The sequence below is a fragment of the Streptomyces thermocarboxydovorans genome (genome assembly GCF_039524635.1).
Classification (GTDB): domain Bacteria; phylum Actinomycetota; class Actinomycetes; order Streptomycetales; family Streptomycetaceae; genus Streptomyces; species Streptomyces thermocarboxydovorans.
In genome coordinates, this window is sequence record NZ_BAAAGU010000018.1 from 1 (window position 1) to 26,904 (window position 26,904).

Below are 26,904 nucleotides of genomic sequence, written 5' to 3' on the forward strand. Positions count from 1 at the left end.
AGCGCCCCCGTCCGGCCGCCGTCCCGGCCGGCCCCTCGCCCGCTACGCGCGCCACCCGCAGCGCCCCCGTCCGGCCGCCGTCCCGGGCCGGCCTCCCGAGCCGGTCATCAGGTCCCTCGTCTGGTCGAGCTGGCTCGCCGCGGCCTTCCTCGCGCTGTGCGCGGTGGCGCACTTCCCGCTGCACCACGACGGCACGTCACTTCGGCTGCACGCCCTCACCGTCGGCCTGTCGGTGCTGTGCACCGTGCTCGCGCTGATCCTCGTGGTGCGTCCCGGAGTCCTGGCGCTGGTGTCCGCCTTCGCGGTGCCGGCGGTCCTCGCCGGAGCCCACGTCTACGGGACCACCCTCCCGTCGGCGGTGCTGTCCCGGGCGGTCGACCTGGCACTGGCACCGCCGTGGCTCGCCAGCGCCGCCGCCGTCACCGCAGCGCTGCTCGCCCTGGCCGCGCTCGTGGTCCGGGTCGCCTCCCCGTTCCCGCCCCGCCGCTGGGCCGCCTGGCCCCCGCCGGAGCCCCACCGCCCGGCGGAGTGACCCCCCCGCCACGAACGAGGGCCGGGCCCGCCCCCACGCGGTCCCGGCCCTCGCGGTGTTGGCGGCGGGGGAGCGGGGGTGAGTGAGGGGCGTGACCGGAAATCGCCGGTTGGACGGGTGTCGGCCCGTTCGCGCCGGCGTGGCAGTGCGCCCGCGCGGGCCCGCCGACCGGGTGCAACCAGTGTCAACAACGCTCGTGATCAATACACCTAGCGGCGGGCCGCTGTCGCCCGCTTCTGCGCGTCGCCCGCGTCGCCCGCGTCGCCCGTCCTGTCGGCCTCCTCCGCGCCCGAAGCTGACACCTCCCCCTCCGGGCCGGATGCCTCCGTGCCCGGTACGGAGGTTCCGGCCACCGTGCGCTGCTCCTCGGCGGCCGGGGTCGGCTCTGCCGACGTGCCGTCAGCACCGCGAGCCGGTGTCGCGTCCGAAGCCTCGGTCTCCGGGGCGGCGTCCGTGCGGGCGGCTTCACCCCGTCGGATTCGCGGGGTGACCTTGAGGCGTTCCAGGCGGCGGGTGAGGGCGCGCAGCGGGGAGGCCGGGCCGGGCAGCAGGGGGCGGACACCGGGGGAGGCGTCGCTGGACTCGCGGTAGGCGGCCAGTGCCTCGTGGGCGCGCTCGGCCGCTTCGCGGTACAGGTCGCGTGACCTGGTCATCGCCTCCAGGGCCTCGGCGTACATCTTCACCAGGGCCCGTTCGCGGGCGAGTTCCTCCTCCAGGGTCAGCAGGTGCCAGTCCTCCCGCAGCGCGGTCAATTCCTCCAGCGCGCCGTCGGGCAGCGGGCGCGGCAGCGCGTCGAAGCGCCTCACCGCGTCGACGAGTTCGGCCGGTTCGCTGCCGTCGAGGAACACCGCGCGCACCGCGAAGGCGTCGGCCTGGTAGCCCTCGGGTGCCGGGCGGCCGGGCAGCAGCACCGCGCCGCCGCGCGGCACCTCGGCGTGGAACTCGCGCAGCGCCCAGTTCACCACGCGCAGTTGGTGCGGAGCGGCGCGGTGCTCCACCACCCGGTCGCGCAGCCCCGGCGGCAGCCAGTGCGCCAGCGGCACCTGGCCGCGCTCGTCGGTGGTCATCGCCTCGTGCACCACGACATGCAGCCGCCAGGTGTCCCGCGCGCACGCGCGCAGCCGCCGGCGGACGGCCTTGTCCTCCTCGGGCAGCGGGTTGAGGGCGCCCACCCGCAGTCCCGCCGACGCGTCCATGGACCAGTCCGCGTCCGGCTCGTGCGGCCAGAACATGCCGGCCGGGGACGGCCACGACTGGTCCCAGGGCTGCTCGGCCTCCGCGACCAGGATCCAGTCCTGGCCGTGCTGGGAGGCGGGCGCGAGGCTCAGCCGGGCCCGCACGGTGACGCCGCCGGCGACGCGCATCCGGGCCTCGAAGACCTGGTCGGGCGATTCGGAGTCGGTGATCTCCAGGTAGTCGTCGATGTGCCGGCTGTCCTTGTGGCGGCGCAGCGAGCGCCTGAGGAGCTCCTCCGCGCTGTCTCCGGCATGGCGGCCGCGGGTCAGCCAGACGGTCGGGGGAACGGTACGGCGGACTGTGGGCGTGGTCTGCATGGATCCAGATGTGAGCGGGGGCACGTGCTCCTGCCAGTATCGTCGCCGCCGTCCGGCGGTCTCCGGGCGGGCTCCGCCGGACGGCGCAGCCGCGTCACGCCTGCCCACCAGTCGGCGGATGCAACCTCCGGCGCGCGAGGCAATGGCGCGCGCGGGGTGTGCGCGGCGCGCACGTGGTGGGGTGCTCTCACTCGTGGTTCCGTGCGGGGCCCGCTCCGCAGAATGGGGCTTCGCGAGCAGGGCCCGCCCACCATCCGCTTCGGGGTTGGCCCTGCTCGCACGTGATCGGTCACCGTCGCGAAAGGCGCGGACTTTGTCGGGGGAAGTTTCGTTCTGGCGCATATTCCTCCGGAAAACCCCAAAGCCTTCACCTCGCTCGAGTACGCAGCGTAGCTTCGATGTCACGTTCGCGGTACAGCCGTGCGAGGAGGGGGATCCGGCGTGCCCGGAATCGACGAGAGTCTGCTGGAAGCCATGCGACTGCCCGGCGCACGCGGCGCCCTGGTGGTCGACTGGATCAGCGGGCTCGCACTGGGTGCGGTCGGCGAGGCGCCCGGCGGCGACGCGGAGGCGACGGCCGCGGAGACCGCCGAACTCGCCCGGCTCGCCCTGGAGAGCCCCACCCTCGCGCCCGGGGCCGAGGGTGACGAGAACGGCGACGAGAACGGGGAGGCGACCGTCGAGGACCTGATCCTCACCACCGCGGACGCCTACCAGCTGCTGCGCCTGGTCGTCACCCCCTTCGACAGCACCGTGTTCATGTACCTGTGGCTCGACCGGCGTGACGGCAACCTCGCCCTCGCCCGCATCCGGCTGGCCGAGATGGCGGACCGGCTGGTGCTCGGATGACGGCCGCCGCCCCCACGCACACCACCGCCCCCGCCCTGCTCGCCGGCCTCGCCGCCGACCGCGCCACCGGAGCACTGACCACCGCCTCCGGCGTGCTCTACCTCTCGGCGGGTGAGGTCGTCCACGTCGAGTCGGCCCTGAGCCCCGCCCTGGGCGATCTGCTCACCCGCAGCGGCGCCCTCGCCCCGGACGGCTGGTGGGAGGCGGTGCGGCGGGCCGGCGCCCGGCGCCGCGTCGGCCGTTACCTGGTGGAGAACGGCCGCCTCACTACTGGCGCCCTGGAGCTGTGCCACCTGGGCGCGCTGTTCGACGCGGCCTACTTCGCCCTGGTCCACGACGACCGGCCCGCCCGCTTCCGCCCCGGGGTGGCGCACTGGCTCGGCGCGGTCCGTCCCGTGCCCGTGGCGGCGGTGCTGCGCGAGTCACGGCGGCGCCGGGCCCTGCTGCAGCGCATCTGGCCCGACCCGGCCGTCGACACGGCCCCCCTCACCCGCACCTCCGGCGCCGGGCGCGCGGACCTGCCGCCGCGCCGCGGCCGGGCGCTCGCCCTGGTCGACGGTGCCAGCACCGCAGCGCAGATCGCCTCGGCGCTGGCCTGCCGCACCTTCCACACCCTCGTCGAGCTGCGCCGTCTCGCCGCCGACGGACTGGTCACCCCCGCGCCGCCGCGCCCCGCGGCCGCCCTCCCGGGCCTCGCCGCCCCCGGCACGGCGTGGGACGAGCCCGACACAGCTCTGCTGCGACGGCTCCTGGACGCCTTGGAGGCACTGTGATCCGCGCGCGCCGGCAGCGTGCCGAAAGGAGACGGCTCATGGCCGTCGAGACCGACGTGCAGGACGAACTGCGCCGGCTGCGCACCCGCATACCCCGGCTCACCGGATCGCTCGCCGCCACCGTCGACGGACTGGTCCTCGCCCACGACGTGCCCGGCACCGAACCGGAAGGGCTGGCCGCGCTCACCGCCGCCGCGCTCGGCGTCGCCCACCGCGTGACGGACGCCGCCTCCCGCGGCGAGTTCCGCGAGCTGCTGGTGCGCGGCGCCCAGGGATACGTCGCGACGTACGCGGCCGGCACCGCCGCCGTGCTCACCCTGCTCGCCGACGACCGCGTCAACGTGGGCCGCCTCCACCTGGAGGGCCGCCGCAGCGGGGCCCGGATCGCCGAGCTGGTCGGCACCCGCATCGGTCCGGGCGGCGGCCGGCACACCGACCGCGCGGCGGCCGTGCGGCAGCCCCCGCCGCCGGACCCGGCCCGGCGTATCGGCACCCTCCCCGTGCGCACCCCCCACAGCGCCGCCACCCAGACGCCCCGGCCCCAGCCCGGCGCCTGAACCCCGGTCTGCTTCCCCGACCCGCCGCCCGGACCACCGGGCGACCGGACCCACCACCGAAACCGACGGAAAGGACGTCACCCATGGCCAACACCGACACCTCGCTCAAGGAGTGCCTCGCCTCCATCGACGGCGCCACGGCCGCCGCACTGGTCGACTACACCAGCGGCATGGCCCTCGGCTCGGTGGGCGGCGGCAAGGACTTCAACATCGAGGTGGCCGCGGCCGGCAACACCGACGTGGTGCGGTCCAAGCTGCGCACCATGGAGCACCTGGGCATCAAGGAGGAGATCGACGACATCCTGATCACCCTGTCCAGCCAGTACCACATGATCCGGCCGCTCAAGAGGCGCGGCGGCAACGGCCTGTTCCTCTACCTGGTACTGGACGCCAACCGCGCCAACCTGGCGATGGCCCGCCACCAGCTGCGCCGCATCGAGGCCGAGCTGGAGGTCTGACGCAGGACGGAGCGGCACCGCGGGGGATCGGTGCCGCTCCTGCCCCCAGTGTCCTCCTCCCGCCCCCGGTTCTCCAGGGGCCGGCCGGCCTCCGCGACCCGGCCCCGGCGGGTGCGGTTCCGCGGCCGGCGTCCGCGACCACCGGCTGGTCCACGGCCGCCGCCCGCGATCACCGGCCGGTCCGCGCCGCCGACGTGTGCCGTCCCGGCTTCGGGGTACTTCGAGCGCAGCTGTCAGCCGTACCGGCGGTTCGCCCACGTCATCGGCGTGGGCCGCACCGCCGCCGGACGGCACCGGGACAGACTGCTGCGGCACGGCGCCGACACCGTCGCACTCGGATCTAGGTGCGGCGCCGACGGGAGGAGCGTCGACGTGGCCGGCTGGACCTGGGAGTACGAGGGCTACGAGCCCGCCGAGGCGCGGCTGAGGGAGTCGCTGTGCACCCTGGGAAACGGCTACTTCGCCACCCGCGGAGCGCTGCCCGAGTGCACCGCCGACGAGGTGCACTACCCGGGGACGTACGTGGCCGGCTGCTACAACCGGCTCTCCTCCAAGGTCGCCGGCCGGCGGGTCGAGAACGAGGACATGGTCAACCTGCCGAACTGGCTGCCGCTGCGTTTCCGCCTCCCCGGCGGGGCATGGCTCACCCCCGACACGGCCGATGTGCTCGAACACCGCGAGATCCTGCACCTGGCGCCCGGACTGTTCGAGCGGATGACCCGCTACGACCTGGGCGAGGGCCGCACCCTGACGGTGCGCCAGGAGCGCCTTGTGCACATGGCGGACCCTCATATGGCCGCTCTGCGCACCGAGTTCACCGCCCAGCGCTACGCCGGACCGCTCGAGGTGGAGGCCGCCCTCGACGGCAACGTCACCAACGCCGGCGTCGCCCGCTACCGGGACCTCGACGGCCGCCACCTCACTCATGTGCACGGCGGCATCGCCGACGCCGGCACGGTGTGGCTGCGCTGCCGCACCCGCACCTCCGACATCCGGATCGCGCTCGCCGCCCGGCTCCTCGCCGACTCACCCGTGAGCATGCGCAAGGACAACGGGCGCGCCGTCCACCACACCCGGCTGCACCTGACACCCGGACACACCGTCACCGTGGACAAACTGGTCGCCCTGCACACCTCGCGCGACCCGGCGATCAGCGACCCCCTGCACGCCGCCGTGGACCGGGTGGGCCGGGTCGACGGCTGGGCGGCGCTGGTCGCCCCGCACCGTACCGCCTGGGGCCAGCTGTGGCGCAGGGGCGAGCTGGACGTCCCCGGCGAGGCGGGCACCATCCTGCGCCTGCACCTGTTCCATGTGCTGCAGACGCTCTCCCTGCACACCGCCGACCTCGACGTCGGCGTGCCGGCCCGCGGACTGCACGGCGAGGCCTACCGCGGGCACGTCTTCTGGGACGAGCTGTTCGTGCTGCCCTACCTCAATCTGCACTTCCCCGAGGTCTCCCGCTCCCTGCTGCACTACCGCTACCGGCGCCTGGAGCGGGCCCGCACCGCCGCACGGGACGCCGGCCGCCGGGGCGCGATGTACCCCTGGCAGAGCGGCAGCGACGGCCGGGAGGAGACCCAGCAGCTCCACCTCAACCCGCGCTCGGGCCGCTGGCTGCCCGACCACACCCACCTGCAGCACCATGTGGGCTCCGCGATCGCCTACAACGTGTGGCAGTACTGCGAGGCCAGCGGCGACACCGAGTTCCTGCACACCAAGGGCGCCGAGATGCTGCTGCAGATCTCCCGCTTCTGGGCGGACGCGGCCGAGTACGACCCGCACCTGGGCCGCCATCACATTCGGGGCGTGGTCGGCCCCGACGAGTATCACGACGCCTACCCCGGCTCGGACCGCCCGGGCCTCGACGACAACGCCTACACCAACGTCACCGCGGCCTGGGTGCTCGCCCACACACTCGACGTGCTGCGCTCCCTGCCCGAGCCGCGGCGGCTGGAGCTCGACGAACGCACCGGCCTGGACGCCGGCGAACTCGACCACTGGGAGGAGGTCTCCCGCACCCTCCACATCCCGTTCCACGAGGGAGTCATCAGCCAGTTCGAGGGCTACGGCGAACTCGAGGAACTCGACTGGCACGGCTACCGCAAGCAGTACGGAGACATCCGCCGGCTGGACCGGATCCTGGAGGCCGAGGGGGACACCGTCAACCGCTACCAGGCCTCCAAGCAGGCGGACGTCCTGATGCTCGGCTACCTGTTCTCACCGGCCGAACTGCAGGCGCTGTTCGGGCGGCTGGGCCACAACCTCGACGAGCACATCTGGCGGCGCACGGTGGACTACTACCTGCACCGCACCAGCCACGGCTCCACGCTCAGCGGCCTGGTGCACGGCTGGGTCCTCGCCCGCGACCGGCGCGCCGAGGCCTGGGCCTTCTGCCAGGAGGCGCTCCAGGGGGACATCGCCGACATCCAGGGCGGTACCACCGGCGAGGGCATCCACCTCGGCGCCATGGCCGGCACCCTCGACCTGGTGCAGCGCGGACTGCCAGGCCTGGAGACCCGCAACGGGGCGCTGCGCCTGAACCCGGTGCCGCTGCCGGAGCTGTCCTCCTACGGCTTCACCATCCGCTACCACGGCCACTGGGGCGTCCGGCTGCGGCTGGAGAGCGGCCGGCTGGAGATCGACGTACCGGCGAGCGGGCCGGGACCGATCGACGTACGGCTGCCGGACCGGACGGCCCGCCTCCAGCCGGGGGAGACGGGCCATCTGCCGCTCACGGACTGAACGGTCTGAACGAACTGGAAGGTGTGAACGGACCGAACGCCGCGGCGGGCGCGGTCACTTGTGGAACTGGATGTATCCGTTGCCGTCCCGGTCGTTGCCGGACTTGGTGTACTTGTGCACGTCGGCGCGGGCGCCGCTCGGCTTGTACACGTAGATCGTGTCGCCGGGGTTGTTCCACATGAAGTTGCAGTTGTTGCGGTAGACGACGTTCTTGGCGTCGGAGTCGGTACCGCGGCCGCCGCGCAGCCTCACATAGTCGCCGGGCTGGAGGTAGTGGTTCTTGGTGAACGTGAACCGGTTCCCGGTGGCGTCCTTGACGACGTAACCCTTGAGGTTGACCGTCGAGGACTTCGAGTAGTTCTTGATCGTCAGGTACTCCTGGTGGGTGTTGCCCCCGGAGCACCTGTGGTCGTCCCTGCCCGGCGCGTCGTACTGGATGCCCCGGACCTTCAGCGCGGAGCTGTACTCGTCGGCCTGCGCCGGAGCGGCCGTCAGCGCGGCGAGCGCGCCCGCGATCGCGGTGGTGGCCACGGCGGCAGTGCGTATGCGCATGAAATCTCCCCCCTGCATGACCCTTACGTGAAGGGCATGTGGTGTTTCTGTGAAGGGAGATCGTACACAACGCCGGGCCGTTGTCGGACCCAAAGGCTACGGTCGGCCCATGAGAGCTTCGGGAACCTTCACCGTCCAGTCCTTCGTGCCGGCCGACGTCAAGGCGGACCCGGCCGTGACCACGGCTCTGCCCGTGACCGTGGCGACCATGGAGAAGCGCTTCGAGGGAGAGATCGCGGGCCGCGCCGCGACCGTGTTCACCTCCGCCTACGACCAGGAGGCGGGCGTCGGCACCTATGTCGCCATGGAGTCCTTCGAGGGCTCGGTGGGCGGACGCTCGGGTGCCTTCAACTTCGTGCACTCGGCGTCCACCTCGGGCAGCGACCGCAGCGCGGAGTTCCTCAGGATCGTCCCGGCCAGCGGCACCGGGGAGCTCGCCGGGATCACCGGCACCGGCGGCATCGCCGTCGACGCCGACGGCACCCACCGGATCTGGTTCGACTACGAACTCGCCTGACGGGCGGGCCCGTCGACGGCAGCGGGCGCCGCGTGCGGACCATGACACGGGTCCGCACGCGGCGCCCGAGGGCGACTTGCCCGGCGGGCCGGGGGCTCAGGCGCCGCTGGCCCTCAGCATGTCCTCGCGCTCGACGATCTTCACCCGCTCGCGGCCCTGCGGCTCGCCCAGCGCCTTCTCGGCGGCGTCCAGGCGGTACCAGCCGTCCCAGGTGGTGTAGCGGATCTCCCGCTCGGCGAGGAACGCGTCCACGGCCTCGGGGGCGGGGGAGACGGGCGTGTGCAGCCGGCCGGCGGCGAAGTCGGCCAGCAGGTTGGCCACCGTCTCGTTGGCGTCGCCCTTGGTGTGCCCGATCAGACCCACCGGGCCGCGCCGGATCCAGCCGGTGACGTACGCCGACCGCACATGCTCGCCGGTGTCACCGATGATCCGGCCGCCCTCGTCCGGCACGGTGCCGGACTCGATGTCCCACGGCAGCTTGGGCAGCTGGTCGGAGAGGTAGCCGACCGCGCGGTAGACGGCGGTGACGTCCCAGTCCTTGAATTCGCCGGTGCCCTTGACGTTGCCGGTGCCGTCCAGAGCGGTGCGCTCGGTGCGCAGACCGACCACGCGGCCGTCCTCGCCGAGGATCTCCGCGGGCGACTCGAAGAAGTGCAGGTACAGCTTGTGCGGGCGGTCGCCCACGTCGCGGATCGCCCAGTTCTCCAGCGTCTTGGCGACCATGTCGGCCTGCTTGTTGCCGCGCCGGGTGGCGATCGACCCCTCGTCGTAGTCGATGTCCTCGGGGTCGACGATCACCTCGATGCTGGGGGAGTGGTCCAGCTCCCTGAGCTCCATCGGGCTGAACTTCGCCTGCGCCGGGCCGCGGCGGCCGAAGACGTGGATCTCCTTGGCCCGGTTGGCCTTGAGGCCGTCGTAGACGTTCGGCGGGATCTCCGTGGGCAGCAGCTCGTCGGCGGTCTTGGCCAGGATGCGGGCCACGTCGAGCGCGACGTTGCCGACGCCCAGCACCGCCACCTTCTCGGCCTCCAGCGGCCAGGTGCGCGGCACGTCCGGGTGGCCGTCGTACCAGGAGACGAAGTCGGCGGCGCCGTAGGAGCCTTCGAGGTCGATGCCCGGTATGGGAAGCGCGCGGTCGGCCATCGCGCCGGTGGCGAAGATCACCGCGTCGTAGAAGGCACGCAGGTCGTCGAGGTGGATGTCGGTGCCGTACTCCACGTTGCCGAACAGCCGGATCTGCGGCTTGTCGAGGACCTGGTGCAGGGCCGTGATGATGCCCTTGATCCGCGGGTGGTCGGGGGCCACGCCGTACCGGATCAGACCGAACGGCGCCGGCATGCGCTCGAAGATGTCGATGGACACGCCCGGTTCGGCGGCCGTGTCGGACTTGAGCAGGGCGTCGGCGGCGTAGATCCCGGCGGGGCCGGATCCGACGATGGCAACCCGCAGGGGGCGGGGCATGGTCAGTTTCCCTTCGAGCGAGGACAGCGACTCGTCCGAGCCTAAATTAAGGCTTGCCTAACCCGGTACGCGGGTCCGTTCTATGGGCCCATAAGGCTTGCTTATGGCATGTCCCCCAGAGCGCTTATGGCTCCGGGTGGGGTGCTCATGACCCCGGGCAGGATGCTGCCGGATGCTTACGCCCCCGGGATCGGCTGCTCCGTCCAGATGACCTTGCCGGCCGGCAGATAGCGGGTGCCCCAGCGCTCCGCGAGCTGCGCCACCAGGAACAGGCCCGCCCGCCCTCGTCCGTCATCCCGCCAGCAGCCGGTCGCCGACCAGCAGCACCTCGTCCGTGGCCATCCGCCGGGACGACAGCAGCTCGGCGGTGGCCGGATCCAGACCCAGATCGAGCACCTGCCGGCCCTCCGCGTCCGCCGGGAGCCCGAGCAGCCGGCGGACCTCGTCATTGGCGGGGATCAGGGTGCCGTCCCCGTCGACGATGACGACGCCCTCCCGCACGGCGTGCAGCACCGCGTCATGGTGCTCGTGCATCCGGGTCGTCTCGTGCGGGCCCAGCCCTTGGGCCTGGCGCAGCAGCCGCCTGCTGACCAGGGCGGCGCCCGCGGTGGCCAGGGCCAGCGCCACGCCCGCCGCGGTCAGCACCAGCGGCAGCCGGTGGTTGGCGGCCCCGCCGACGTGCTCGGTGGTGATGCCCGCGGACACCAGGCCCACGACCGTGCCGTCGTCGTTCTCCACCGGCACCACGGCCTGCACCAGTTCACCGATGGTGCCCTCGATCTGCTCCACGACGGGCTCGCCGCGCAGCGCGGGCGCGTAGGTGCCCACGAACTGCTTGCCGATGCGGTCCGGCCCCGGATGGGTGCAGCGGATGGCGGCGGTGTTCATCACCACGACGAAGTCGACCTCGGCCTGCTCGCGCACGGCCTCGGCCCGTGGCTGCAGCACGGCCGTCGGGTCGGGCGATCTCGGGACATGCGCGCTCCATGACCTCAGAGCCCGCGCACTCCATGACCTTGGGACATGCGCGCGGAGCCCCGTGCCGCCGGGGCGGTGGCCCGCGGGTCGTGCGTGCCGCCGGGGCGGTGGCCCGCGGGTCGTGCGTGGCCGGTGACCAGCCGGCCGCGCACGACCCTCCCCCCTGCGCGCGGATCGTCCCCCGCTCCGCGCGCCTCTCGTGAAAGGTCCGAAAGGTTCAGAAAGTCCCGAAGGATTAGGTCCGGGCGGTCCGCCCGGATGTCACCGCGCCAGGGCGTGCGCCAGCTCCGTGGTGGCGCGGGCGACCTCGGTGTCCTCCTCGTCGAGGAGCCGGTCCAGGTCGCCGGCGCGGGCACGTACGGCTTGGCGCGCGGCGCGCTCCCAGGCCACCGGGTTCTCGCGGTGATTGAGCAGCTTGGGGTAGGCGGCCGCGGTGCTCTCCCACTGCCGGGCGTCGGCGATGGCCTTCAGCAGCTGGATGATCTGGGCGCGGACCGTGACGTGCGGGAGCTGCGCCAGCTCCCAGAGGAAGGGGACGGTGGCGGCGGTCGCCTGCTCCACCACGAAGCCGTACTGGCAGATCCGGCGGCGCAGATCCTCCAGGGCGGCCCGGGCGGTGTCGGCGTCGCCCCAGGCGATGCCGTTGAGCAGCAGCGGGATGGCCGCCGCCGATCCGGTGGAGTCCTGGATCTCGGCCCACGGCACTCGGGACAGTGCCGCAAGGGGCGTGGCCCGTGCGACTCCGGTGGGGGGAGCGTGGCGCACGGGGCGCTCGCTGCTCGGCTGTTCCGTCGAAATGCTGCGCATGGCGTGGATGCCTTTCCGCGGCAGTTGTGTCAGGTGGGCGGGTACGGCCGGCCGGTCGACGCACGGGCCTGGGGGTGGCCCTTGTGGCCGCGCTCGGTGCGCGGCCCCGCCGAGGGGCGGGAGGTGCCGGCCGCCGACTGCATCGGGTGTGCGTCCGCGCCGGGCGGACGGATCACGGGATGCGCAGGTGAGGGCACGGCATCTCCCCGATGCGGCGTCAGGTTGGGGCGCAACCACGGGGGTTGACGCCGCCGCTATTATCCACGCAGAAAGCGTCCGCGTGCAATTGCACGAGAAATTGCGTGGGCTGTTTTCGGCCGGGGCGCGAACGAACAGCAAGGAGGCTGCGGTGCCAGGAGTGCGGAACGGAGTGCGGGCGAGCCAGCTGGACGCCCGCTGGATCAAGAGCCGGCGCAGCAACGCCGAAGGCAACTGTGTGGAGGTGGCCCCGCTGGGCGGCGGAGCCGTCGCGCTGCGCAACTCCCGCGACCCGGACGGACCGGCGCTGGTCTACACGGCGGCCGAGATAGCGGCGTTCCTGGCCGGCGCCAAGGACGGCGAGTTCGACCACCTGGTGTGAGCGCCGGAGGCCGACGGCGCGGACCGGGAGCACGGGGGCGGCGCCCGGGAGCGGAGGACAACTCCTCACTTCTGCAAGGCTTCTGACGGTGATGCGGTGCGGCGGTAAGAGTGCGATAGTGTAAATCGCCCTTGTGCCGGTCTGCTGGGAGTCAGGATGTCCGCCGCCTCGTCGCATCGCATCTCCCGTCTGGAACCCTATCTGGACAGGCCCGAGCCGGCTCCGACCCTGCTGAAGATGCTGGTCGGAGTGCAGCTCGCAGGCTTCCGCGAGGACGCCGGCCTGGCCCAGGACCAGGCGGCCCGCGGTGTCGGTTTCAGCGCGGCCAAACTGTCCCGCATCGAGTCCGGAAAGGGACGCCGCCCGCCTACCGAGGCCGACGTCCGCAAGCTGCTCCAGCTCTACGGCACGGACGAGTACGAGGCCTCGGTCCTGCTCAAGCTGCTCCAGCGCGCCGGTGAACCGGGCTGGTGGCAGCGGTACGACAAGCGGCTGATGCCCGAGTGGTTCGAGCGGCTGGTGGGGCTGCAGGAGGCCGCGGCCACCATCCGTACCTTCGAGATCCAGTACGTGCCGGGCCTGCTGCAGACCGCCGCGTACACCCGCGCCGTGGTGGAGCGCGGACTGCCGAACGCCCCGGCGAGCGAGGTGCAGCGCCGGGTGGAACTGCGCATGCGCCGGGCCGAACTGCTGCTGCGTCCGGACGCCCCGCAGCTGTGGGCGGTCATCGACGAGTCCGTCCTGCTGCGCGTGCTGGGCAGCCGCGAGGTGATGCGCGAGCAGCTCGAACACCTGGCGACCATGGCCGAAAGGCCCAATGTCACCGTGCAGATCGTTCCGCTGAGCGTGACCAACGCGTCCGCTCCCGCGATCCCGGTGACCTATCTGCGCTTCGGCGGTCTCGATCTGCCCGACGTGGTCTACCTGGAGCACATCAGGAGCGCCAACTTCCTCGAGGACCGTGACGAGACCGAGGAGTACCGGATCGCGCTGGACCGCCTCGCCGACGAGGCGCTCACGCCCCGCGAGTCCCTGGAGCTGCTGCGCACCACGATGAAGGAGCGCTACTCCTGACGGAGGGGAGCGCCGCTCCACCCTGGACTCCGGCCCGGATCAGCAGTTCGTATGGCGCTCAGAACGCGACGCCCCTCCCGGACCCTTGCGGATCGGGGAGGGGCGTCGGCGCGTCAGAGGCCGTGGGTGGTCCTACTGCGGCAGCCGGCCCACGCCGCCGAACTCGATCCACTCGTCGGTGAGCTGACGGGGCGCCACCTCGGTGTCCGGGCGCCAGGTGGAGACCTCCACCAGCCCCGGCTCCAGGATCTCCAGGCCCTCGAACAGCGCCTCCACGTCCTTGCGCTCCCGTACCCGGCCCCAGTGGCCCTGGGTCACCTTGTCCATGAAGTCGGTGACGAACTCACGCACCTGGGGGTCGTCGCTGACCAGCTGACACATCACCATGAAGCTGCCGGGAGCAAGCCGTTCGCGCACCCGGTGCGCCACCGCGAGCGGGCCGTCGGTGTCGCTGTCCGGGATGCAGTGGAACACCGAGTTGAACAGCGCGCACACCGGCTGCGAGAAGTCGATCAGGCGCTTGGTCTCGGGGTGGTCGAAGATCTCGTCGGTGGCCCGCATGTCGGCGTGGATCACCGCGGTCCGCTCGTCCTGCTCCAGCAGCGCCCGCCCGTGGACCAGCACCATCGGGTCGTTGTCCACGTACACCACGCGGCTGTCCGGGTCGATCCGCTGGGCGACCTGGTGCACGTTCTCCTGGGTGGGCAGACCGGAGCCGTGGTCGAGGAACTGGCGGATTCCGTACTCCTCCGCGAGGGTGCGCACCACCCGGTTCAGGAACCGCCGGTTGTTCAGCGCGAGCCGGCGGGTGCTGGGCACGACCTTGTCGAGCTCCTCGACCGCCGCGCGGTCGGCCGCGTAGTTGTCCTTGCCGCCCAAGTAGTAGTCGTACATGCGGGCTGCCGTCGGCACGGTCGCGTCGATCTCGGTGGACAGCTGCTTACCGGTGTGCATCGTTCCCCCTGCGGAGTACCGCGCCAACTGGACTGGCTGGACAGGAAATACATCCTAGGGAGGCGCGAGCGGGGCCTGCCAGCCCGTCGGCGAACAAGCCACGAACGAATCATGCGACGCTCACCGACCGTGCCCGTGCGTCGCGAAATCTTCACCGACAGTGAAGAATCGCTCTTCGAGCGCCGGGTAGTCGCCGTGCGCAGCCATCGGCGCACGAGAGGGCGCACCATGAAGGACTCGCCGGACGACCGCATCGCCGACCCCTGGGGAGCGCGCACCCCCTACGCCCCGGCACCCCCTGGCCGGTGCGTACCGATTCGCACCTCGCGGACGGGGTCACCGAGGACGACGTGGAGCGGTGGGTGCGGTCCGCCTCGATCCTGCACTCCAACGGCGACGCCATGGACATCGCGGTGCGCGAGGGCCGGATCGCCGGCGTCCGGGGACGGGCCGGGGACCGGGTCAACCGCGGCCGGCTCGGCCCCAAGGACCTCTACGGCTGGCAGGCCAACCACTCCGCCGACCGGCTCACCCGGCCGCTGGTCCGCGAGAACGGCCGCCTGGTGGAGACCGACTGACACACGGCGATGGACCGGGTCGCGGCCCGCTCCACGCGGCTGCTGGACGAACGGGGGCCGGGCTCCATCGCCTTCTACACCAGCGGACAGCTCTTCCTGGAGGAGTACTACACGCTCTCCGTCCAGGCCCACGCCGGCATCGGCACCAACCACCTGGACGGCAACACCCGGCTGTGCACCGCGACCGCCGCCGAGGCGCTGAAGGAGACCTTCGGCAGCGACGGCCAGCCCGGCTCCTACGAGGACATCGACCACGCCGACACCATCGCGCTGTTCGGGCACAACATGGCCGAGACCCAGACGGTGCTGTGGATGCGGGTCCTGGACCGCCTTGAGGGCTCCGACCCGCCCCGGCTGATCTGCGTCGACCCCCGGCGCCCTCGACGTCGCCCGCTGGTCCCGGGAGCACACGGAGCGGCTCGCCGACGCCGGCCGCGAACGCGGCCTCGACCTGCCGGGACCCCGCGACGACGCCGCGTCCGCCGCGTTCACCGCGCTGCGCGAGCGGGCCGCGGCGGCCCTCGGCCGTCGCTCCAAAACGGGCCTGCTCCTGCTGAACGACCTGCGGCACCTGCACCTGGCCGCCGCCGGCAACTCCCTGTACTGGGAGATGCTCGCCCATGCGGCGAAGGCCGTCCGGGACGAGCGGCTGCTGGCCCTGGCCTCCTCCTGCCACCCGCAGACCCTGCGCCAGACACGCTGGACCAACACCATGATCAAGGTGCTCTCGCCGCAGCTCCTCACCGCCGAATAGGCGTCGCACGGTCTCCTGCGCGGACGGTCGTACGCGGCTATTGTCGGGATCGTTCCGGCCGGTGTGCCGTGCCGGCCGGGCAGGGCCGATCGAGCCGCTTCCAGGGAGAGCGTCATGCACACCTCGGACGACTACTACGACCTCGGCACCTACAGCCGGCCCGTGACCACCGACTCCGCGGAGGCCCAGAAGTGGTTCGACCGCGGCCTGCTGTGGACCTACGCGTTCAACCACGAGGAGGCCGTCGCCTGCTTCGAGAAGGCTGCCGCCGCCGACCCGGACTGCGCCATGGCGCACTGGGGCATCGCCTACGCCCTCGGCCCCAACTACAACAAGCCCTGGGAGGCATTCGACAGCGAGGAGCTCGTCACCACCGTGGAGCGCACCCACGCCGCGGTCGAGCGGGCGCACGAGAAGGCCGGCCGCGCCACCCCCGTCGAGCAGGCCCTCATCGACGCCCTGCGCGCCCGCTACCCCCAGGCCGAGACCCCCGCCGACTGCTCGGTGTGGAACGAGCCGTACGCGGACCGCATGCGCGCCGTGTACGAGAGCGCACCCGACGACCCGGATGTGGCCACGCTGGCCGCCGACGCGGCGATGAACCTCACCCCCTGGCAGCTGTGGGACCTGCCGACCGGCCGCCCCGCCGAGGGCGCCCGCACGCTGGAGGCCAAGCGGATCCTGGACCACGCCCTGGCCACCGAGGCGGGCACGCACCACCCCGGCGTCCTGCACATGTACATCCACCTGATGGAGATGTCGCCCACGCCGGAGGCGGCCCTCACCGTCGCCGACCGGCTGCGCGGCGCCGTCCCCGACGCCGGGCACCTGCACCACATGCCGTCCCACCTGGAGGTGCTGTGCGGCGACTACCGGCGCGTGATCTGGGACAACGACCGCGCCATCGCCGCCGACGAGAAGTACCTCGAGCGCGCCGGCGCCATGAACTTCTACACCCTCTACCGGGCGCACAACATCCACTTCAGGATCTACGGTGCCATGTTCCTCGGCGCCTCGCAGGTCGCCCTGGACGCCGCCGGGCAGCTGGAGGCGGCCGTCCCCGAGAAGCTGCTGCGAGTGCAGAGCCCGCCCATGGCGGACTGGCTCGAGGGCTTCCTCGCCATGCGCGTCCATGTGCTGATCCGCTTCGGACGCTGGGACGACATCCTGGCCCTGCCGTTCCCCGACGACCCCGAGCTGTACCGCACCACCACCGCGATGCTCCACTACGCCCGCGGCATCGCCCTGGGCGCCAAGGGAGAGGTCGGGCGGGCCGAGGCCGAACGGCAGGCGTTCCGCGCGGCCGTCGACCGGGTGCCGGAGTCACGGACCCTGTTCAACAACACCTGCCGGGACATCCTCGCCATCGCCGGCGCCATGCTGGACGGCGAACTCGAATACCGCAAAGGCGAGTTCGACGCGGCCTTCGCCTCACTGGAGCGGGCCATCGAACTCGACGACAACCTCCCCTACGACGAGCCCTGGGGCTGGATGCAGCCCACCCGGCACGCCTACGGCGCGCTGCTGCTGGAGCAGGGCCGGGTGGAGCAGGCCGAGGCGGTCTACCGTGCCGACCTCGGTCTCGACTCCACGCTGCCCCGCCCCCTGCAGCATCCGGGGAACGTCTGGGCCCTGCACGGCTTCCACGAGTGCCTGATGAGGAGGGGCAGGACCGCGGAGGCCGAGATCGTGGCCCAGCAGCTCACCCGGGCCGTCGCCCTCGCGGACGTTCCGGTCGACCGCTCCTGCTTCTGCCGGCTGGAGACCGGCCACGCCCACACCGGCCACGCGCACACCGGCCACGCGCGCCCCGGCCACTCTCACAGCGGTCAGTCTCACCACGCGGCGAGCGGGCGGGACGACGAGGAGTGCTGCCACTGAGCCGGAACGGGAGTACTGCCACCGGGGCCGGGCCGGGAACCAGCCCGGCCCCGGTGGCGTCTCGACTGGTCGACCGGTCCGGTGACGCCTCGGGGCTTACCGGGAGGCCTCCATGACCGCCTGGAACGACTTCATGCAGGGGAAACAGTGCCGGTCCGTCGCATGCCGCCGGCGGGAGTCCTCGTCGTCCCGCTCCACTCCGCACAGCGTGGTCGTCTTGTCCGTGGTCAGAACGTGCCACACCGGCTCTCCCGAAGTGTCTGCACCGCACCACATCTCGTGCATTTCCAGCTCCCTCCGGGTAGGCATGGAGGCCGCTTCCATCTGAGCACGGCCCCCCGGGCGGCGGCCTGCCGGGACAGCCAAGCGGGTGACGTGGTCCGAGGGGTGGCATATCCGGGGCCCGAGCCGGATGCTGGATACGTGAGGACGAAGGCCCCGATCGTGGTGCACCCGCCGCTCGGCACGGGCGGCCGGCGCGTGACGATCCGCGGGGAGATCGTCGGGCTCGCGAACTCCGACCGCGACGTCGTGGAGTTCCTGCGGCGCGCCGGGCTTCCGGAGGGGGAGCGGCTGCTCGACGACCCGGCCTGGGTGAAGTGGGTCGGCGGCCGTGCGCACGTGTACGACGCGGCCTGATCGCACGTCGCACTGACGGTCACCGTCGGCGCCGACTCCGACGGTGACCGCGCAACCTCGTATACCCCGGCTCTCCTGCCGCATGCGGGTCTCTTCACACCGTCCTGCGACCCCCTCCACCAGGCCTGACTCCCTGCTCGGGGCCGGCTCGCGGCCGGGCACGCGCTGCGGCCGGCGGGCATCGCACAGCCGGGTCGACGCGGCTGGTGCACGAGACCGGTGATATTGCCGATCCCCTGCGACCCCTTCCTCTCCGACAGTGGCCTCGCCAGCCCATCGGCGGCGCCCCCGGCCGGTGCACGGACGCGTCCCGCGTGCCGCGCACGCATCCCATCCCCGTGCCCGGCCGGCGGGCGGTCCGCCGTGACAGAGAGGATCCGTGCCGCTCCGACTCCGCCGCCCACCTCCGCGATCACCTCGACGGCATGCGGGCGGTGTTGTTGGGCCGGTTCGATCTCGCTGGCGCTTCGCTGGGACGTGTGGTCGAGCGAGGGCGGCCCGCCGACGAGCCGGAGCGGCTGCTGCGGTCGGCCGCCGCCGCGTTGATGCTGGGGAACGTCACCGAGGCCCGTCGGGCCGGGGCGCGTGCGCTGGCGGCGGTGCGCACGCTCGGGGCCGGGGCGCTCGCACCGCGGGCGCTCGAGTATCTGGCGTACGCCGAACTCCGTTCCGGACGGCACCAGTTGGCCCGGACCCATGCCGAGGAGGGGCTGCGCAGCGCGCGCCGGGCCGGCTTCGCCGCCAGCGCCCTGCGCCTGCCCGGCGCCGTGCGCGAACAGCGCGCACACCTGGCGAGGGCCCGGGAGATCGCCGAACTCACCGGCCTCGCAGAGCACTTCGACAGCCCCGTCCACCTGCTGCCGTGCGGCGACCGCAAACGCGTGGAACTCGCCCGCGCCCTCTGCCTGGAGCCCCGAGTGCTGCTGCTCGACGAACCGGTCGCCGGGATGAACGCCGCCGAACGCGCCCGCACCGCCGATGTCATCGGCACCCTGCGTGCCGAACTCGGCCTGACCGTCCTCCTGGTGGAGCACGACATGGGCCTGGTGATGCGGCTCGCCGACGAGGTCACCGTCCTCGACTTCGGCCGCACCATCGCCCACGGCACACCCGACGAGGTCCGCCGCGACCCGCGGGTGCTCCGCGCCTGCCTCGGCACCGGAACAGAAGAGGAGGACGCGGCATGACCGGCTTCCGGGACAACGTCCTCAACGGCCTCGCGCTGGGCGCGGTCTACGCACTGGTCGCCCTCGGCTTCGTGGTCATGTTCAAGGCCTCCGGCGTCCTCAACTTCGCCCACGGCTCCATCCTGCTGCTCGGCGGCTATCTCATCGCCGTCCTCCACGACGACCTGGGCTTCGCCGGTGCGCTCGCCCTCGCCGTTCTGACCACCGCCGCGCTCGCCGGCGCCCTCGACCGGTTCCTGCTGCAACGCGCGGGACAGGACGAGCAGTCCGCCCACATCCAGACCATCGCCACCATCGGCATCGACATCCTGATCTTCACCGACCTCGCCCGCCGCATCGGCGGCGACCTGCTGAGCCTGGGCGACCCGTGGGGCGACTCGGTCACCGAACTCGGCCCGGTCACCGTCGCCGACAGCCGGCTCGCCGCGATCGCGGTGTCCACCGTGGTCATCGCCGCCGTGTTCGCCCTGTTCCGGTTCACGCCTTGGGGACTGTCCCTGCGGGCGGCGGCCGAGGACCTGGAGGCCGCGGCGCTGATGGGCGTCCGGCTGCGCCGGGTCCGCGCCCTGGCCTGGTGCCTGGCCGGCGGGCTCGCCACGCTCGCCCTGGTGTTCCTCGGCCACCATGTGCTGCTCACCTGGGACTCGGTCACCGGCGGCTTCAACGGCCGCTCGGTGCCGCCGCTCACCCTCGGCGGGTTCACCTTCGCCGCGTCGGACCCGGAACTCGTCGTGCTCGGCGTGCCGTTCGGCGCCGAGGAACGCCTCTGGTACCTGGGTCTGGCGCTGTTCGCGTCCGCCGGGGGACTGCTGCGCGGGCGTCCGGGACGCGCGCTGGCCGCCCTGCGGGACAGCGAGACCGCGGCGGCGGTGCTGGGCGTGGACGTCGCTCGCCACCGCTCGGCGGCCTTCGTGGTGTCCTCCATGTACGCGGGCCTGGCTGGAGTGCTCCTGGCGCTCGCCTTCCGCCGGGTGGTGCCCGACTACTTCTCGCTCGCCCTGTCCATCGACTACCTCGCCATGATCGTCATCGGTGGGCTCGGCTCGGTCGCCGGAGCCACCGCGGGCGCCGTGTTCGTCACCGCGCTCCCGCTGCTGATGACCCGTTACGCCGACCAGCTGCCGCTGGTGACCGCCCCCGGCTCCGCCGAGGGCTCCGTCGGCCCCACCGAGGCCGCCCGCTACCTGTACGGCGCCGCGATCGTCCTCGTCCTGCTGTACGCGCCCGACGGTCTGCACGGACTGGCCCACCGCATCCGCGCCCGCCTGGGGCGCAACCGGCCTCCGTCCGCCGGCCGGAGCCCCGTGGCCTCCGTCGCCGCAGCTTCATCGTCTTTTCCCTCCCAACCGGCCGCAGCCGCCGCACGATCCAAGGAGCACACCCCGTGAACACCACGACCCACAGGCCCCGCAACCGGCGCCGCACCTCCGGTACCGTCCTCGCCGGCGCCCTCGCCCTGCTGCTCGCGGTCTCCGGATGCAGCTCCAAGGCGGACGGCGGCGACAAGGGCGGCGACGCCGCCGACGGCGTCCGCACCGGGCCCGGCGTCAGCGCAGACGCGATCAGACTGGGCTCCCTCACCGACCTCACCGGCCCCTACGCCACCCTCGGCAAGTCCATCGTGCAGGCCCAGCAGATGTGGGCCGACGAGGTCAACGCCAAGGGCGGCATCTGCGGCCGGAAGATCGAGATCGTCGTCAAGGACCACGGCTACGACGTGCAGAAGGCGGTCACCGCCTACGCCGACATCTCCGCGGACATCGTCGCCATGCCGCAGGTCATCGGCTCCCCGGTGGTCGCGCGCTGCTCGACGACATCGAGCGCGACAAGGTGCTCACCTTCCCGCAGGCCTGGGCCGCCTCCCTGCTCGGCAAGGACGCCGTGCAGGTGATCGGCACCACCTACGACATCGACATGATCGCCGCCGTCGACTTCCTCACCCGCACCAAGGGGCTGAAGAAGGGCGACAAGATCGGGCACGTGTACTTCGAGGGCGACTACGGCGCCAACGCCCTGGAGGGCTCCACCTGGGCGGCGAAGAAGGCCGGTCTGACGGTGGTGGGCCAGAAGATCCAGGCCACCGACACCGATCTGTCCGCGCAGGTCTCCGCGCTGCGCAAGGAAGGAGTGAAGGCCGTCCTGATCAGCGCCGGACCCGCCCAGACGGCCTCCCTGGTCGGCGTCGCCGCCTCCCGCGGCCTGCGGGTCCCCGTCGTCAGCAGCGCCCCCGGCTTCGCACCCCAGCTGATGAAGACCCCCGCCGCGCCGGCGCTGGCGAAACTGCTGCACATCGTGAGCGCCGCGCCCGCGGTCAGCTCCGATCTGCCCGGGGTGCAGCGGATGGTGAAGGCGTATCAGAAGAAGTTCCCGGACTCGCCGGTCGACTCCGGCGTGCTCTCCGGCTACAACGCCGCGCAGCTGATGGGCGCCGACCTGAAGAAGGCGTGCGAGCAGGGCGGACTGAGCCGCGAGGACGTGGTGAGGGCGCACCGGTCGCAGAAGAACGCGGACACCGGACTCGGCACCCCGCAGGACTTCTCGGACGTCGACCGCCCGGCGAGCATCAAGACATACGTCCTCAAGCCCGACGCCAAGGCGGTGGGCGCCGTGGTGAACGCGGAGGACGCGCACACCGCACCGGGCGTGAAGGAGTACCTGTCCGCCCGCTGATCCGCTGATCCGCTGATCCGCTGACCCGTGGGCGCGACCGGGGTGTCGCCTCGCGCGGCGCCCCGGTGCGCGGCCGTCGACGGGTGTGCCGGCTGTGCCGTGTCAGGGCACCACTTCGGGATCGCGGTCGGACGCCGGCCAGACGTAGGGCAGGTCGTCCGGCACGTCCGGGAAGTGCTCGGCGTAGGTGTCCGGGTCCTTGCGGAGCAGGGCCGAGCGGTGGCTGCCGTGGAAGGACGGGTCCCCCAGCCACGGCGGCAGCTCACCGGCCCGCGCCAGCTCCCGCTGGTCACGCACCCGGATGCCGGGCCGGGCGGCGGCCAGGTCGGCGACCAGCGTGGCCGCGCAGCTGTCCTGGTGCCCCTGCTCGCGCCAGATGCGGCAGACCTCCAGCCCGTAGCGCACCAGGGCCTCCTCGTACCCGGTCCACATGCGCACCGCCGGATGGCGGCGCCAGCCGTAGCCGGGCACGATCAGGCCGCGCAGCACCTGGATCGCCTCGACACGCTGCTTGCCGAGCCGGCGCCGGTCGAGGACCAGCGCCGACTCGGCGAAACCGGGATACGGAAGGAACGTCTGCATGGGACGATCCGTGTTCCCCGTGCGCCCGGGCGCACACGCGCCCGGCTCGGCGCGCCGCACCCACCGCGCGGGTCGGGCCACGGCACATCCCGCGCAGGTCAGCCCAGGGTGCCCAGGCGCGCCTCGCGCCACAGGTCGACGCCGCCGTCGGTGGCGTACTTGTCGATCTCGGCCAGCTCCTCGGCGGTGAAGTCGAGGTTCTCCAGCGCGGCCACGTTCTGCTCCAGCTGCTCGGTGCGCGAGGCGCCGATGACCAGCGAGGTGACCCGCGGGTCCCGCAGCGCCCAGGCCAGCGCCATCTGCGCCAGGCTCTGCCCGCGCCGGGCCGCGATGTCGTTCAGGGCGCGCAGCCGCTGCCGCATGTCGTCCGTGAGCCAGGCCGGGTCGAGCGACTTGCCCTGCGCCGCCCGCGAGTCCTGCGGGATGCCGTCCAGGTAGCGGCTGGTCAGCAGGCCCTGGGCGAGCGCGGTGAAGCCGATGACGCCGAAGCCCTCCTCCTGGGCCACGTCCAGCAGGCCCTCGGTCTCGATCCAGCGGTTCAGCATGTTGTACGACGGCTGGTGGATCAGCAGCGGTGTGCCGAGGTCGCGCAGGATCGCCGCGGCCTCACGGGTGCGCTCGGCGTCGTAGGAGGAGATGCCCACGTACAGCGCCTTACCCTGGCGAACGGCCGTGTCCAGCGCGCCCATGGTCTCCTCCAGGGGCGTGGTGGCGTCCAGGCGGTGCGAGTAGAAGATGTCGACGTACTCCAGGCCCATCCGCTTCAGGGACTGGTCCAGCGAGGCGAGCAGATACTTGCGGGAGCCGCCGCCCTGGCCGTAGGGGCCGGGCCACATGTCCCAGCCCGCCTTGGTGGAGATCACCAGCTCGTCGCGGTAGGGGGCCAGGTCCTGCTTCATCAGCCGGCCGAAGTTGATCTCCGCGGCGCCGTAGGGCGGGCCGTAGTTGTTGGCCAGGTCGTGGTGGGTGATGCCGAGGTCGAAGGCACGCAGGGCGATCTCGCGCTGCGTCTCGAACGGCCGGTCGTCGCCGAAGTTGTGCCAGTAGCCGAGGGACAGCAGGGGCAGGTCGAGTCCCGAGCGTCCGGTCCGGCGGTAGCGCATGGGGCCGTCGTAGCGCTCGGGGTTGGCGACGTGGTTCATCGTGTTCGGTCTCCGTGGTGCGGTTCGGGGTGTCCCGTGGGATCCTGTGTGACCCTTGCCCCACAGTGCCCCCACATGATCAGGAAGTCCAACCGATCCTTCCCATGAGATTCAGCAGAACCGCTTCTGAATCAGTGCCGCCTCCGCATCGCTGCGGACCGGAATGACGGATTGCCGGTCCCTCCGTAAGGGCAGGGACGCAGCGAGTGGCATGAGCACGACTGCCCTTCCCCCACAAGGAGGTCGACCATGCGGATCCGTACGCTGACCTGCGGCCTAGCCGCGACGGCGATGATGTCCCTGCCCCTGATGGGCGGCCAGGCCGTGGCCGCCGAGCCCGGGACGGCGCCCCAGGCCGCCCCCGCCGCCCGGGTGCTCACCTACGACGCGAGCGGCGCCGCGGAGTTCCGCTCCGCGGTGGACCGGGGCGCCGCCGCCTGGAACGAGAGCGTCGACTCGGTCGAACTGCGCCCGGCAGCCTCCGGGCAGCGCGCGAACATACGCGTCCTCGCCGACAGCGGCTGGCCGCGCGCCGTCCCCGGTTCCCTGGGCAACGGCACGGTCTACATCGGCCGCCAGGCCGTGGACCAGGGCTACCACACGGTCCGCATCTCGGCCCACGAGCTCGGCCACATCCTGGGCCTGTCCGACCGCAAGCCCGGCCCCTGCTCCAGCCTGATGTCCGGCTCCAGCCCGGGCCCCGGCTGCACCAACGTGCATCCGGACGCCTCGGAGCGCGCCAGGGTCGAGGACAACTTCACCGGCGCCGCCCGCACGGCCCCGGCGGCCGGCGCGCTCGCCGGCGCGGCCCTGGACTGACCGGGGCCCGGGACTGACCACGGTCCGGGACTGTCCGCGGTCCGGGACCGGCCGAGGCCCGCGCCGACGGGGCGGCTCGCGCACGGCAGGGCCGCCCCGGCGGTCGAAAGCCCCGTCCCGCAGCAACACGGTCTGTCCGCTGAGCGTCAGCGGGTGCTGTCACCCTCGACCTCTTCGTAGGTGGGGGAGGGAACCGCCGGTGCCATATCCGGGAAAGAGACCACCGGTTCTGCGACATTCCATCCTCGTGGTGCATGTGTCCGAAACCCATCAAGACAAGGGTGACTCCTGACTGCCAGGATTCTCGTGTTCAGGCGTGCCTAGACGTGATCCCGGAATCGAAGGGGTGACATATGATCGGTTGGCGCCAGAGAGTCGCGGTAGCCGCGTCGGCTCTTGCACTTACTGTCGGAGCCGCGGGAACCGCTTCGGCGGGGACGGAATCCGCGCAGGGCTGGAATGGCAAATGCCACACACTCAGCCGTACCACCAAATCCTTCACCGGCTGGTGTGATGGCACGGGGCCGCAGAGGTACGCCACCAAGGTGTACTGCACCAAGGGCTGGTACACCGCCACGTACTCGAGGTGGTATGGGGACCGCAGGGGCGTGTATGCCGCTTGTCCGAGCGGGCAGACACGTATAGATGACGGTTTCGTCCACAACGCCTAGCCTCATCTTTCGTGACGGTCCGTCGGTTTTTCGGCGGGCCGTTTCGGTTGTCGGGGTCGGTGGTGGGAAGGCCGTAACCGGCGTGCTCCAGGGGTTTGGAAAGCCGGTGCCCATTGACCACCGATTGATGAGCGAGATCGGTAAGTGGTGGCGCGCGACCAAATCGACGCCGGATCATGCCGATAAAGCGGTGCCAGAAAGTCGATGTGCTCGAAAAATTGAAGAGCATCCTTTTCCGTACGACCGGGCCCGGTGCAGCCGCCCAGGATTACGGCGCCGCCGGAAGCGGGCCCCGCCCTGTCGTTGCGGCGAGGCCCGCTCGGGGCCGGATGTGTCCGGTGGGTGCGATCAGGCGGTGTGCAGGGTCAGCCCATAGCGTCCGAGGATCTCGTTGACCGGCTGGAACCAGGTCTCGCCGCCGCCGGAGCAGTTGCCCCAGCCGCCCGAGGTGACGCCCTGGGCCTGGTCACCGCTGATGAACGAGCCGCCCGAGTCGCCCGGTTCGGCGCACACGCTCGTCTTGGTCATCTGATGCACCGCGCCCTGGCTGTAGTTCACCGTCTCGTTCTTGGCCAGCACGGTGCCGCAGTGCCAGTGGGTGGTCGAACCCGAGCGGCAGATCGAGGCGCCGACCGGTGCCTCGGCCGAGCCGCGCACCAGCTGGTCCGGGACGGTGCCCCAGCCGAGCACCACCGGGACCGTCCACCAGCCGCTGCCCGCATTGACCCAGGCGTAGTCGTTGCCCGGGAAGGACGAGCCCTGGAAGGTGCCGATGTGCGAGCCGTCCCAGCCGCGCACCGCGGCCCCGGCGCCGCCGCAGTGCCCGGCGGTGACGAAGCCGCCGTGCACCGAGAAGCCGATGGAGCAGCGGACGTTGCCGGTGTAGTACGGGTCGCCGCCCACGGTGCCCGCCGCGAAGGTCCGGGCGGCGGCCGGCACGGTGCGCACGGTGACCGGTCCGGCCTCGCGCGCCTCGGCGAGGAACCTGCGGACATCGTTGTCGGACCGCTCGCCCTTCACGACGTTCACGACCACCGCGTTGGCGGCCGGGTCGACGGACCAGCTGCTCACGCCCGCGGGGGCGTCGAGCCGGTCGATACGGGCCCGGGCGGCGTCCAGCGCACGCGCGCTGTGCTCCACAGTGCGTACGGCGACGCCGGAGGAGCGCAGTCTGCGTACCGTCGCCTCGTCGGCGTCCTCGGTGACGGCGACGGCCAGTTTCCCGGTCCGGGCGTCGAACCAGTCGCCGCCGTAGGCGGACCCGGCCGTCTTGCGGGCCTTCGGGGCGAGTTCGGTGGCCCGGCGCTCGGCGGCCAGGCGCTCCTCGGCCTCGGTGCTGGTCAGGCCGAGGCCGCGTTGCATCGCCTCGACGAGGCCGGCGGAGGCTACGGGGGAGGGGTCCGGGGAGCCTGCCGCGTCCTGCGCGGAGGCGGGCAGGGTGCCCGCCGCGGTCCAGCTGCCCAGCAGCAGGAGGGCCGCCACGCAGGCATGCGTGAGTCTGGTGCGTCTCATGGAAGAAGCCCTTCGTCGTTCCAACGAGGTGGGGGTGGAACAACCGAGGTCTGAGAGCGCTCTCAACTCGAGTGGGGCAGAG

The 26,904-nt window shown here is 72.2% G+C and carries 23 protein-coding genes and 5 pseudogenes; 17 read left to right on the plus strand and 11 right to left on the minus strand.

Translation table 11 applies throughout. The features are described from left to right. Nucleotides 1-532, plus strand: a pseudogene (locus ABD198_RS10585) (hypothetical protein); the annotation flags it as partial. Between the two features lie 209 nt (nt 533-741). On the opposite strand, the gene ABD198_RS10590 reads toward ABD198_RS10585, so the two are convergent. Next, entirely contained in the window at nt 742-2,085 is a 1,344-nt protein-coding gene (locus tag ABD198_RS10590; protein WP_343999728.1) for a hypothetical protein, read from the minus strand. Between the two features lie 441 nt (nt 2,086-2,526). Between ABD198_RS10590 and ABD198_RS10595 the strand changes: the two genes are divergently transcribed. The 5 genes from ABD198_RS10595 to ABD198_RS10615 all read left to right on the plus strand — a co-directional run bounded on the left by ABD198_RS10595 (nt 2,527) and on the right by ABD198_RS10615 (nt 7,464). After that, on the plus strand, nt 2,527-2,934 hold the full coding sequence (locus tag ABD198_RS10595) for a hypothetical protein (protein ID WP_343999730.1): 408 nt from the start codon (nt 2,527-2,529) through the stop codon (nt 2,932-2,934). Beyond that, complete coding sequence (locus ABD198_RS10600) at nt 2,931-3,707, plus strand: hypothetical protein (RefSeq protein WP_343999732.1); 777 nt, start codon at nt 2,931-2,933, stop codon at nt 3,705-3,707. The genes ABD198_RS10595 and ABD198_RS10600 overlap by 4 nt, the downstream gene beginning before the upstream one ends. A gap of 38 nt (nt 3,708-3,745) precedes the next feature. After that, entirely contained in the window at nt 3,746-4,264 is a 519-nt protein-coding gene (locus ABD198_RS10605; protein WP_343999733.1) for a roadblock/LC7 domain-containing protein, read from the plus strand. A gap of 83 nt (nt 4,265-4,347) precedes the next feature. After that, entirely contained in the window at nt 4,348-4,722 is a 375-nt protein-coding gene (locus ABD198_RS10610) for a roadblock/LC7 domain-containing protein (RefSeq protein ID WP_343999735.1), read from the plus strand. Nucleotides 4,723-5,094: 372 nt separating this feature from the next. Further along, entirely contained in the window at nt 5,095-7,464 is a 2,370-nt protein-coding gene (locus ABD198_RS10615) for a glycoside hydrolase family 65 protein (RefSeq protein ID WP_343999880.1), read from the plus strand. A gap of 54 nt (nt 7,465-7,518) precedes the next feature. Here the strand turns inward: ABD198_RS10615 and ABD198_RS10620 are convergent, their stop codons facing one another. Then, nucleotides 7,519-8,016: a lamin tail domain-containing protein gene (locus ABD198_RS10620; protein ID WP_343999738.1), complete on the minus strand. Its 498-nt coding sequence runs from the start codon at nt 8,014-8,016 to the stop codon at nt 7,519-7,521. 109 nt (nt 8,017-8,125) lie between these two features. On the opposite strand from ABD198_RS10620, the gene ABD198_RS10625 reads away from it, so the two are divergent. Then, on the plus strand, nt 8,126-8,533 hold the full coding sequence (locus ABD198_RS10625) for a DUF3224 domain-containing protein (protein ID WP_343999740.1): 408 nt from the start codon (nt 8,126-8,128) through the stop codon (nt 8,531-8,533). A gap of 96 nt (nt 8,534-8,629) precedes the next feature. Here ABD198_RS10625 and ABD198_RS10630 read toward each other — a convergent pair whose 3' ends face one another. The 4 genes and pseudogenes from ABD198_RS10630 to ABD198_RS10645 all read right to left on the minus strand — a co-directional run bounded on the left by ABD198_RS10630 (nt 8,630) and on the right by ABD198_RS10645 (nt 11,976). Beyond that, the gene (locus ABD198_RS10630; protein WP_343999742.1) at nt 8,630-9,994 is read right to left on the minus strand and encodes an FAD-dependent oxidoreductase; all 1,365 of its coding nucleotides are present in this window, start codon (nt 9,992-9,994) and stop codon (nt 8,630-8,632) included. A gap of 297 nt (nt 9,995-10,291) precedes the next feature. Beyond that, nucleotides 10,292-10,960: pseudogene (locus ABD198_RS10635) on the minus strand (sensor histidine kinase); the annotation flags it as partial. A 273-nt stretch (nt 10,961-11,233) separates the two neighbouring features. Further along, the gene (locus tag ABD198_RS10640; RefSeq protein WP_343999744.1) at nt 11,234-11,779 is read right to left on the minus strand and encodes a hypothetical protein; all 546 of its coding nucleotides are present in this window, start codon (nt 11,777-11,779) and stop codon (nt 11,234-11,236) included. A gap of 29 nt (nt 11,780-11,808) precedes the next feature. After that, nucleotides 11,809-11,976 (minus strand): hypothetical protein, encoded by a 168-nt coding sequence (locus ABD198_RS10645; protein WP_343999745.1) that lies wholly within the window; start codon nt 11,974-11,976, stop codon nt 11,809-11,811. A gap of 152 nt (nt 11,977-12,128) precedes the next feature. Between ABD198_RS10645 and ABD198_RS10650 the strand changes: the two genes are divergently transcribed. Both ABD198_RS10650 and ABD198_RS10655 read left to right on the plus strand, forming a co-directional pair. Beyond that, nucleotides 12,129-12,359 (plus strand): DUF397 domain-containing protein, encoded by a 231-nt coding sequence (locus ABD198_RS10650; RefSeq protein ID WP_343999746.1) that lies wholly within the window; start codon nt 12,129-12,131, stop codon nt 12,357-12,359. Between the two features lie 156 nt (nt 12,360-12,515). After that, nucleotides 12,516-13,433 (plus strand): helix-turn-helix domain-containing protein, encoded by a 918-nt coding sequence (locus ABD198_RS10655; protein ID WP_343999748.1) that lies wholly within the window; start codon nt 12,516-12,518, stop codon nt 13,431-13,433. Nucleotides 13,434-13,565: 132 nt separating this feature from the next. On the opposite strand, the gene ABD198_RS10660 is transcribed toward ABD198_RS10655, so the two are convergent. Further along, the gene (locus ABD198_RS10660; protein WP_343999750.1) at nt 13,566-14,387 is read right to left on the minus strand and encodes an SAM-dependent methyltransferase; all 822 of its coding nucleotides are present in this window, start codon (nt 14,385-14,387) and stop codon (nt 13,566-13,568) included. 228 nt (nt 14,388-14,615) lie between these two features. On the opposite strand from ABD198_RS10660, the pseudogene ABD198_RS10665 reads away from it, so the two are divergent. From ABD198_RS10665 to ABD198_RS10675, 3 genes and pseudogenes are all read left to right on the plus strand, one after another. Further along, nucleotides 14,616-15,340 (plus strand): annotated as a pseudogene (locus tag ABD198_RS10665) (molybdopterin-dependent oxidoreductase); the annotation flags it as partial. 1 nt (nt 15,341) lies between these two features. Continuing rightward, nucleotides 15,342-15,719, plus strand: a pseudogene (locus ABD198_RS10670) (hypothetical protein); the annotation flags it as partial. Nucleotides 15,720-15,833: 114 nt separating this feature from the next. Next, nucleotides 15,834-17,600, plus strand: a complete 1,767-nt coding sequence (locus tag ABD198_RS10675) for a tetratricopeptide repeat protein (RefSeq protein WP_343999751.1) — start codon at nt 15,834-15,836, stop codon at nt 17,598-17,600. A 96-nt stretch (nt 17,601-17,696) separates the two neighbouring features. On the opposite strand, the gene ABD198_RS10680 is transcribed toward ABD198_RS10675, so the two are convergent. Next, the gene (locus ABD198_RS10680) at nt 17,697-17,843 is read right to left on the minus strand and encodes a hypothetical protein (protein WP_343999753.1); all 147 of its coding nucleotides are present in this window, start codon (nt 17,841-17,843) and stop codon (nt 17,697-17,699) included. Nucleotides 17,844-18,044: 201 nt separating this feature from the next. Between ABD198_RS10680 and ABD198_RS10685 the strand changes: the two genes are divergently transcribed. The 4 genes and pseudogenes from ABD198_RS10685 (at nt 18,045) to ABD198_RS10700 (ending at nt 22,096) form a co-directional block, all read left to right on the plus strand. After that, complete coding sequence (locus ABD198_RS10685) at nt 18,045-18,239, plus strand: hypothetical protein (protein ID WP_343999882.1); 195 nt, start codon at nt 18,045-18,047, stop codon at nt 18,237-18,239. A gap of 479 nt (nt 18,240-18,718) precedes the next feature. Further along, the gene (locus tag ABD198_RS10690; RefSeq protein WP_343999755.1) at nt 18,719-19,426 is read left to right on the plus strand and encodes an ABC transporter ATP-binding protein C-terminal domain-containing protein; all 708 of its coding nucleotides are present in this window, start codon (nt 18,719-18,721) and stop codon (nt 19,424-19,426) included. Then, entirely contained in the window at nt 19,423-20,814 is a 1,392-nt protein-coding gene (locus ABD198_RS10695; RefSeq protein ID WP_343999757.1) for an ABC transporter permease, read from the plus strand. The genes ABD198_RS10690 and ABD198_RS10695 overlap by 4 nt, the downstream gene beginning before the upstream one ends. Next, nucleotides 20,811-22,096 (plus strand): annotated as a pseudogene (locus ABD198_RS10700) (ABC transporter substrate-binding protein). The gene ABD198_RS10695 and the pseudogene ABD198_RS10700 overlap by 4 nt, the downstream one beginning before the upstream one ends. Nucleotides 22,097-22,198: 102 nt before the next feature. On the opposite strand, the gene ABD198_RS10705 reads toward ABD198_RS10700, so the two are convergent. Beyond that, entirely contained in the window at nt 22,199-22,678 is a 480-nt protein-coding gene (locus ABD198_RS10705; RefSeq protein ID WP_343999759.1) for an MSMEG_6728 family protein, read from the minus strand. Between the two features lie 98 nt (nt 22,679-22,776). Continuing rightward, on the minus strand, nt 22,777-23,820 hold the full coding sequence (gene mgrA, locus ABD198_RS10710) for an L-glyceraldehyde 3-phosphate reductase (protein ID WP_343999761.1): 1,044 nt from the start codon (nt 23,818-23,820) through the stop codon (nt 22,777-22,779). 249 nt (nt 23,821-24,069) lie between these two features. On the opposite strand from mgrA, the gene ABD198_RS10715 reads away from it, so the two are divergent. Next, complete coding sequence (locus tag ABD198_RS10715) at nt 24,070-24,639, plus strand: snapalysin family zinc-dependent metalloprotease (protein WP_343999763.1); 570 nt, start codon at nt 24,070-24,072, stop codon at nt 24,637-24,639. Nucleotides 24,640-25,658: 1,019 nt separating this feature from the next. Here the strand turns inward: ABD198_RS10715 and ABD198_RS10720 are convergent. Further along, nucleotides 25,659-26,822 carry a S1 family peptidase gene (locus ABD198_RS10720; RefSeq protein WP_343999765.1) on the minus strand — a complete coding sequence of 388 codons (1,164 nt, stop codon included), beginning with the start codon at nt 26,820-26,822 and terminating at the stop codon, nt 25,659-25,661. Nucleotides 26,823-26,904 lie beyond the last annotated feature (82 nt).

Bases quoted from the DNA above. Each gene is read 5' to 3' on its own strand.
- ABD198_RS10590 (WP_343999728.1), bottom strand. From the start codon at position 2,085: ATGCAGACCACGCCCACAGTCCGCCGTACCGTTCCCCCGACCGTCTGG.
- ABD198_RS10600 (WP_343999732.1), top strand. From the start codon at position 2,931: ATGACGGCCGCCGCCCCCACGCACACCACCGCCCCCGCCCTGCTCGCC.
- ABD198_RS10605 (WP_343999733.1), top strand. From the start codon at position 3,746: ATGGCCGTCGAGACCGACGTGCAGGACGAACTGCGCCGGCTGCGCACC.
- ABD198_RS10610 (WP_343999735.1), top strand. From the start codon at position 4,348: ATGGCCAACACCGACACCTCGCTCAAGGAGTGCCTCGCCTCCATCGAC.
- ABD198_RS10620 (WP_343999738.1), bottom strand. From the start codon at position 8,016: ATGCGCATACGCACTGCCGCCGTGGCCACCACCGCGATCGCGGGCGCG.
- ABD198_RS10625 (WP_343999740.1), top strand. From the start codon at position 8,126: ATGAGAGCTTCGGGAACCTTCACCGTCCAGTCCTTCGTGCCGGCCGAC.
- ABD198_RS10630 (WP_343999742.1), bottom strand. From the start codon at position 9,994: ATGCCCCGCCCCCTGCGGGTTGCCATCGTCGGATCCGGCCCCGCCGGG.
- ABD198_RS10640 (WP_343999744.1), bottom strand. From the start codon at position 11,779: ATGCGCAGCATTTCGACGGAACAGCCGAGCAGCGAGCGCCCCGTGCGC.
- ABD198_RS10655 (WP_343999748.1), top strand. From the start codon at position 12,516: ATGTCCGCCGCCTCGTCGCATCGCATCTCCCGTCTGGAACCCTATCTG.
- ABD198_RS10660 (WP_343999750.1), bottom strand. From the start codon at position 14,387: ATGCACACCGGTAAGCAGCTGTCCACCGAGATCGACGCGACCGTGCCG.
- ABD198_RS10675 (WP_343999751.1), top strand. From the start codon at position 15,834: ATGCACACCTCGGACGACTACTACGACCTCGGCACCTACAGCCGGCCC.
- ABD198_RS10695 (WP_343999757.1), top strand. From the start codon at position 19,423: ATGACCGGCTTCCGGGACAACGTCCTCAACGGCCTCGCGCTGGGCGCG.
- ABD198_RS10705 (WP_343999759.1), bottom strand. From the start codon at position 22,678: ATGCAGACGTTCCTTCCGTATCCCGGTTTCGCCGAGTCGGCGCTGGTC.
- mgrA (WP_343999761.1), bottom strand. From the start codon at position 23,820: ATGAACCACGTCGCCAACCCCGAGCGCTACGACGGCCCCATGCGCTAC.
- ABD198_RS10715 (WP_343999763.1), top strand. From the start codon at position 24,070: ATGCGGATCCGTACGCTGACCTGCGGCCTAGCCGCGACGGCGATGATG.
- ABD198_RS10720 (WP_343999765.1), bottom strand. From the start codon at position 26,822: ATGAGACGCACCAGACTCACGCATGCCTGCGTGGCGGCCCTCCTGCTG.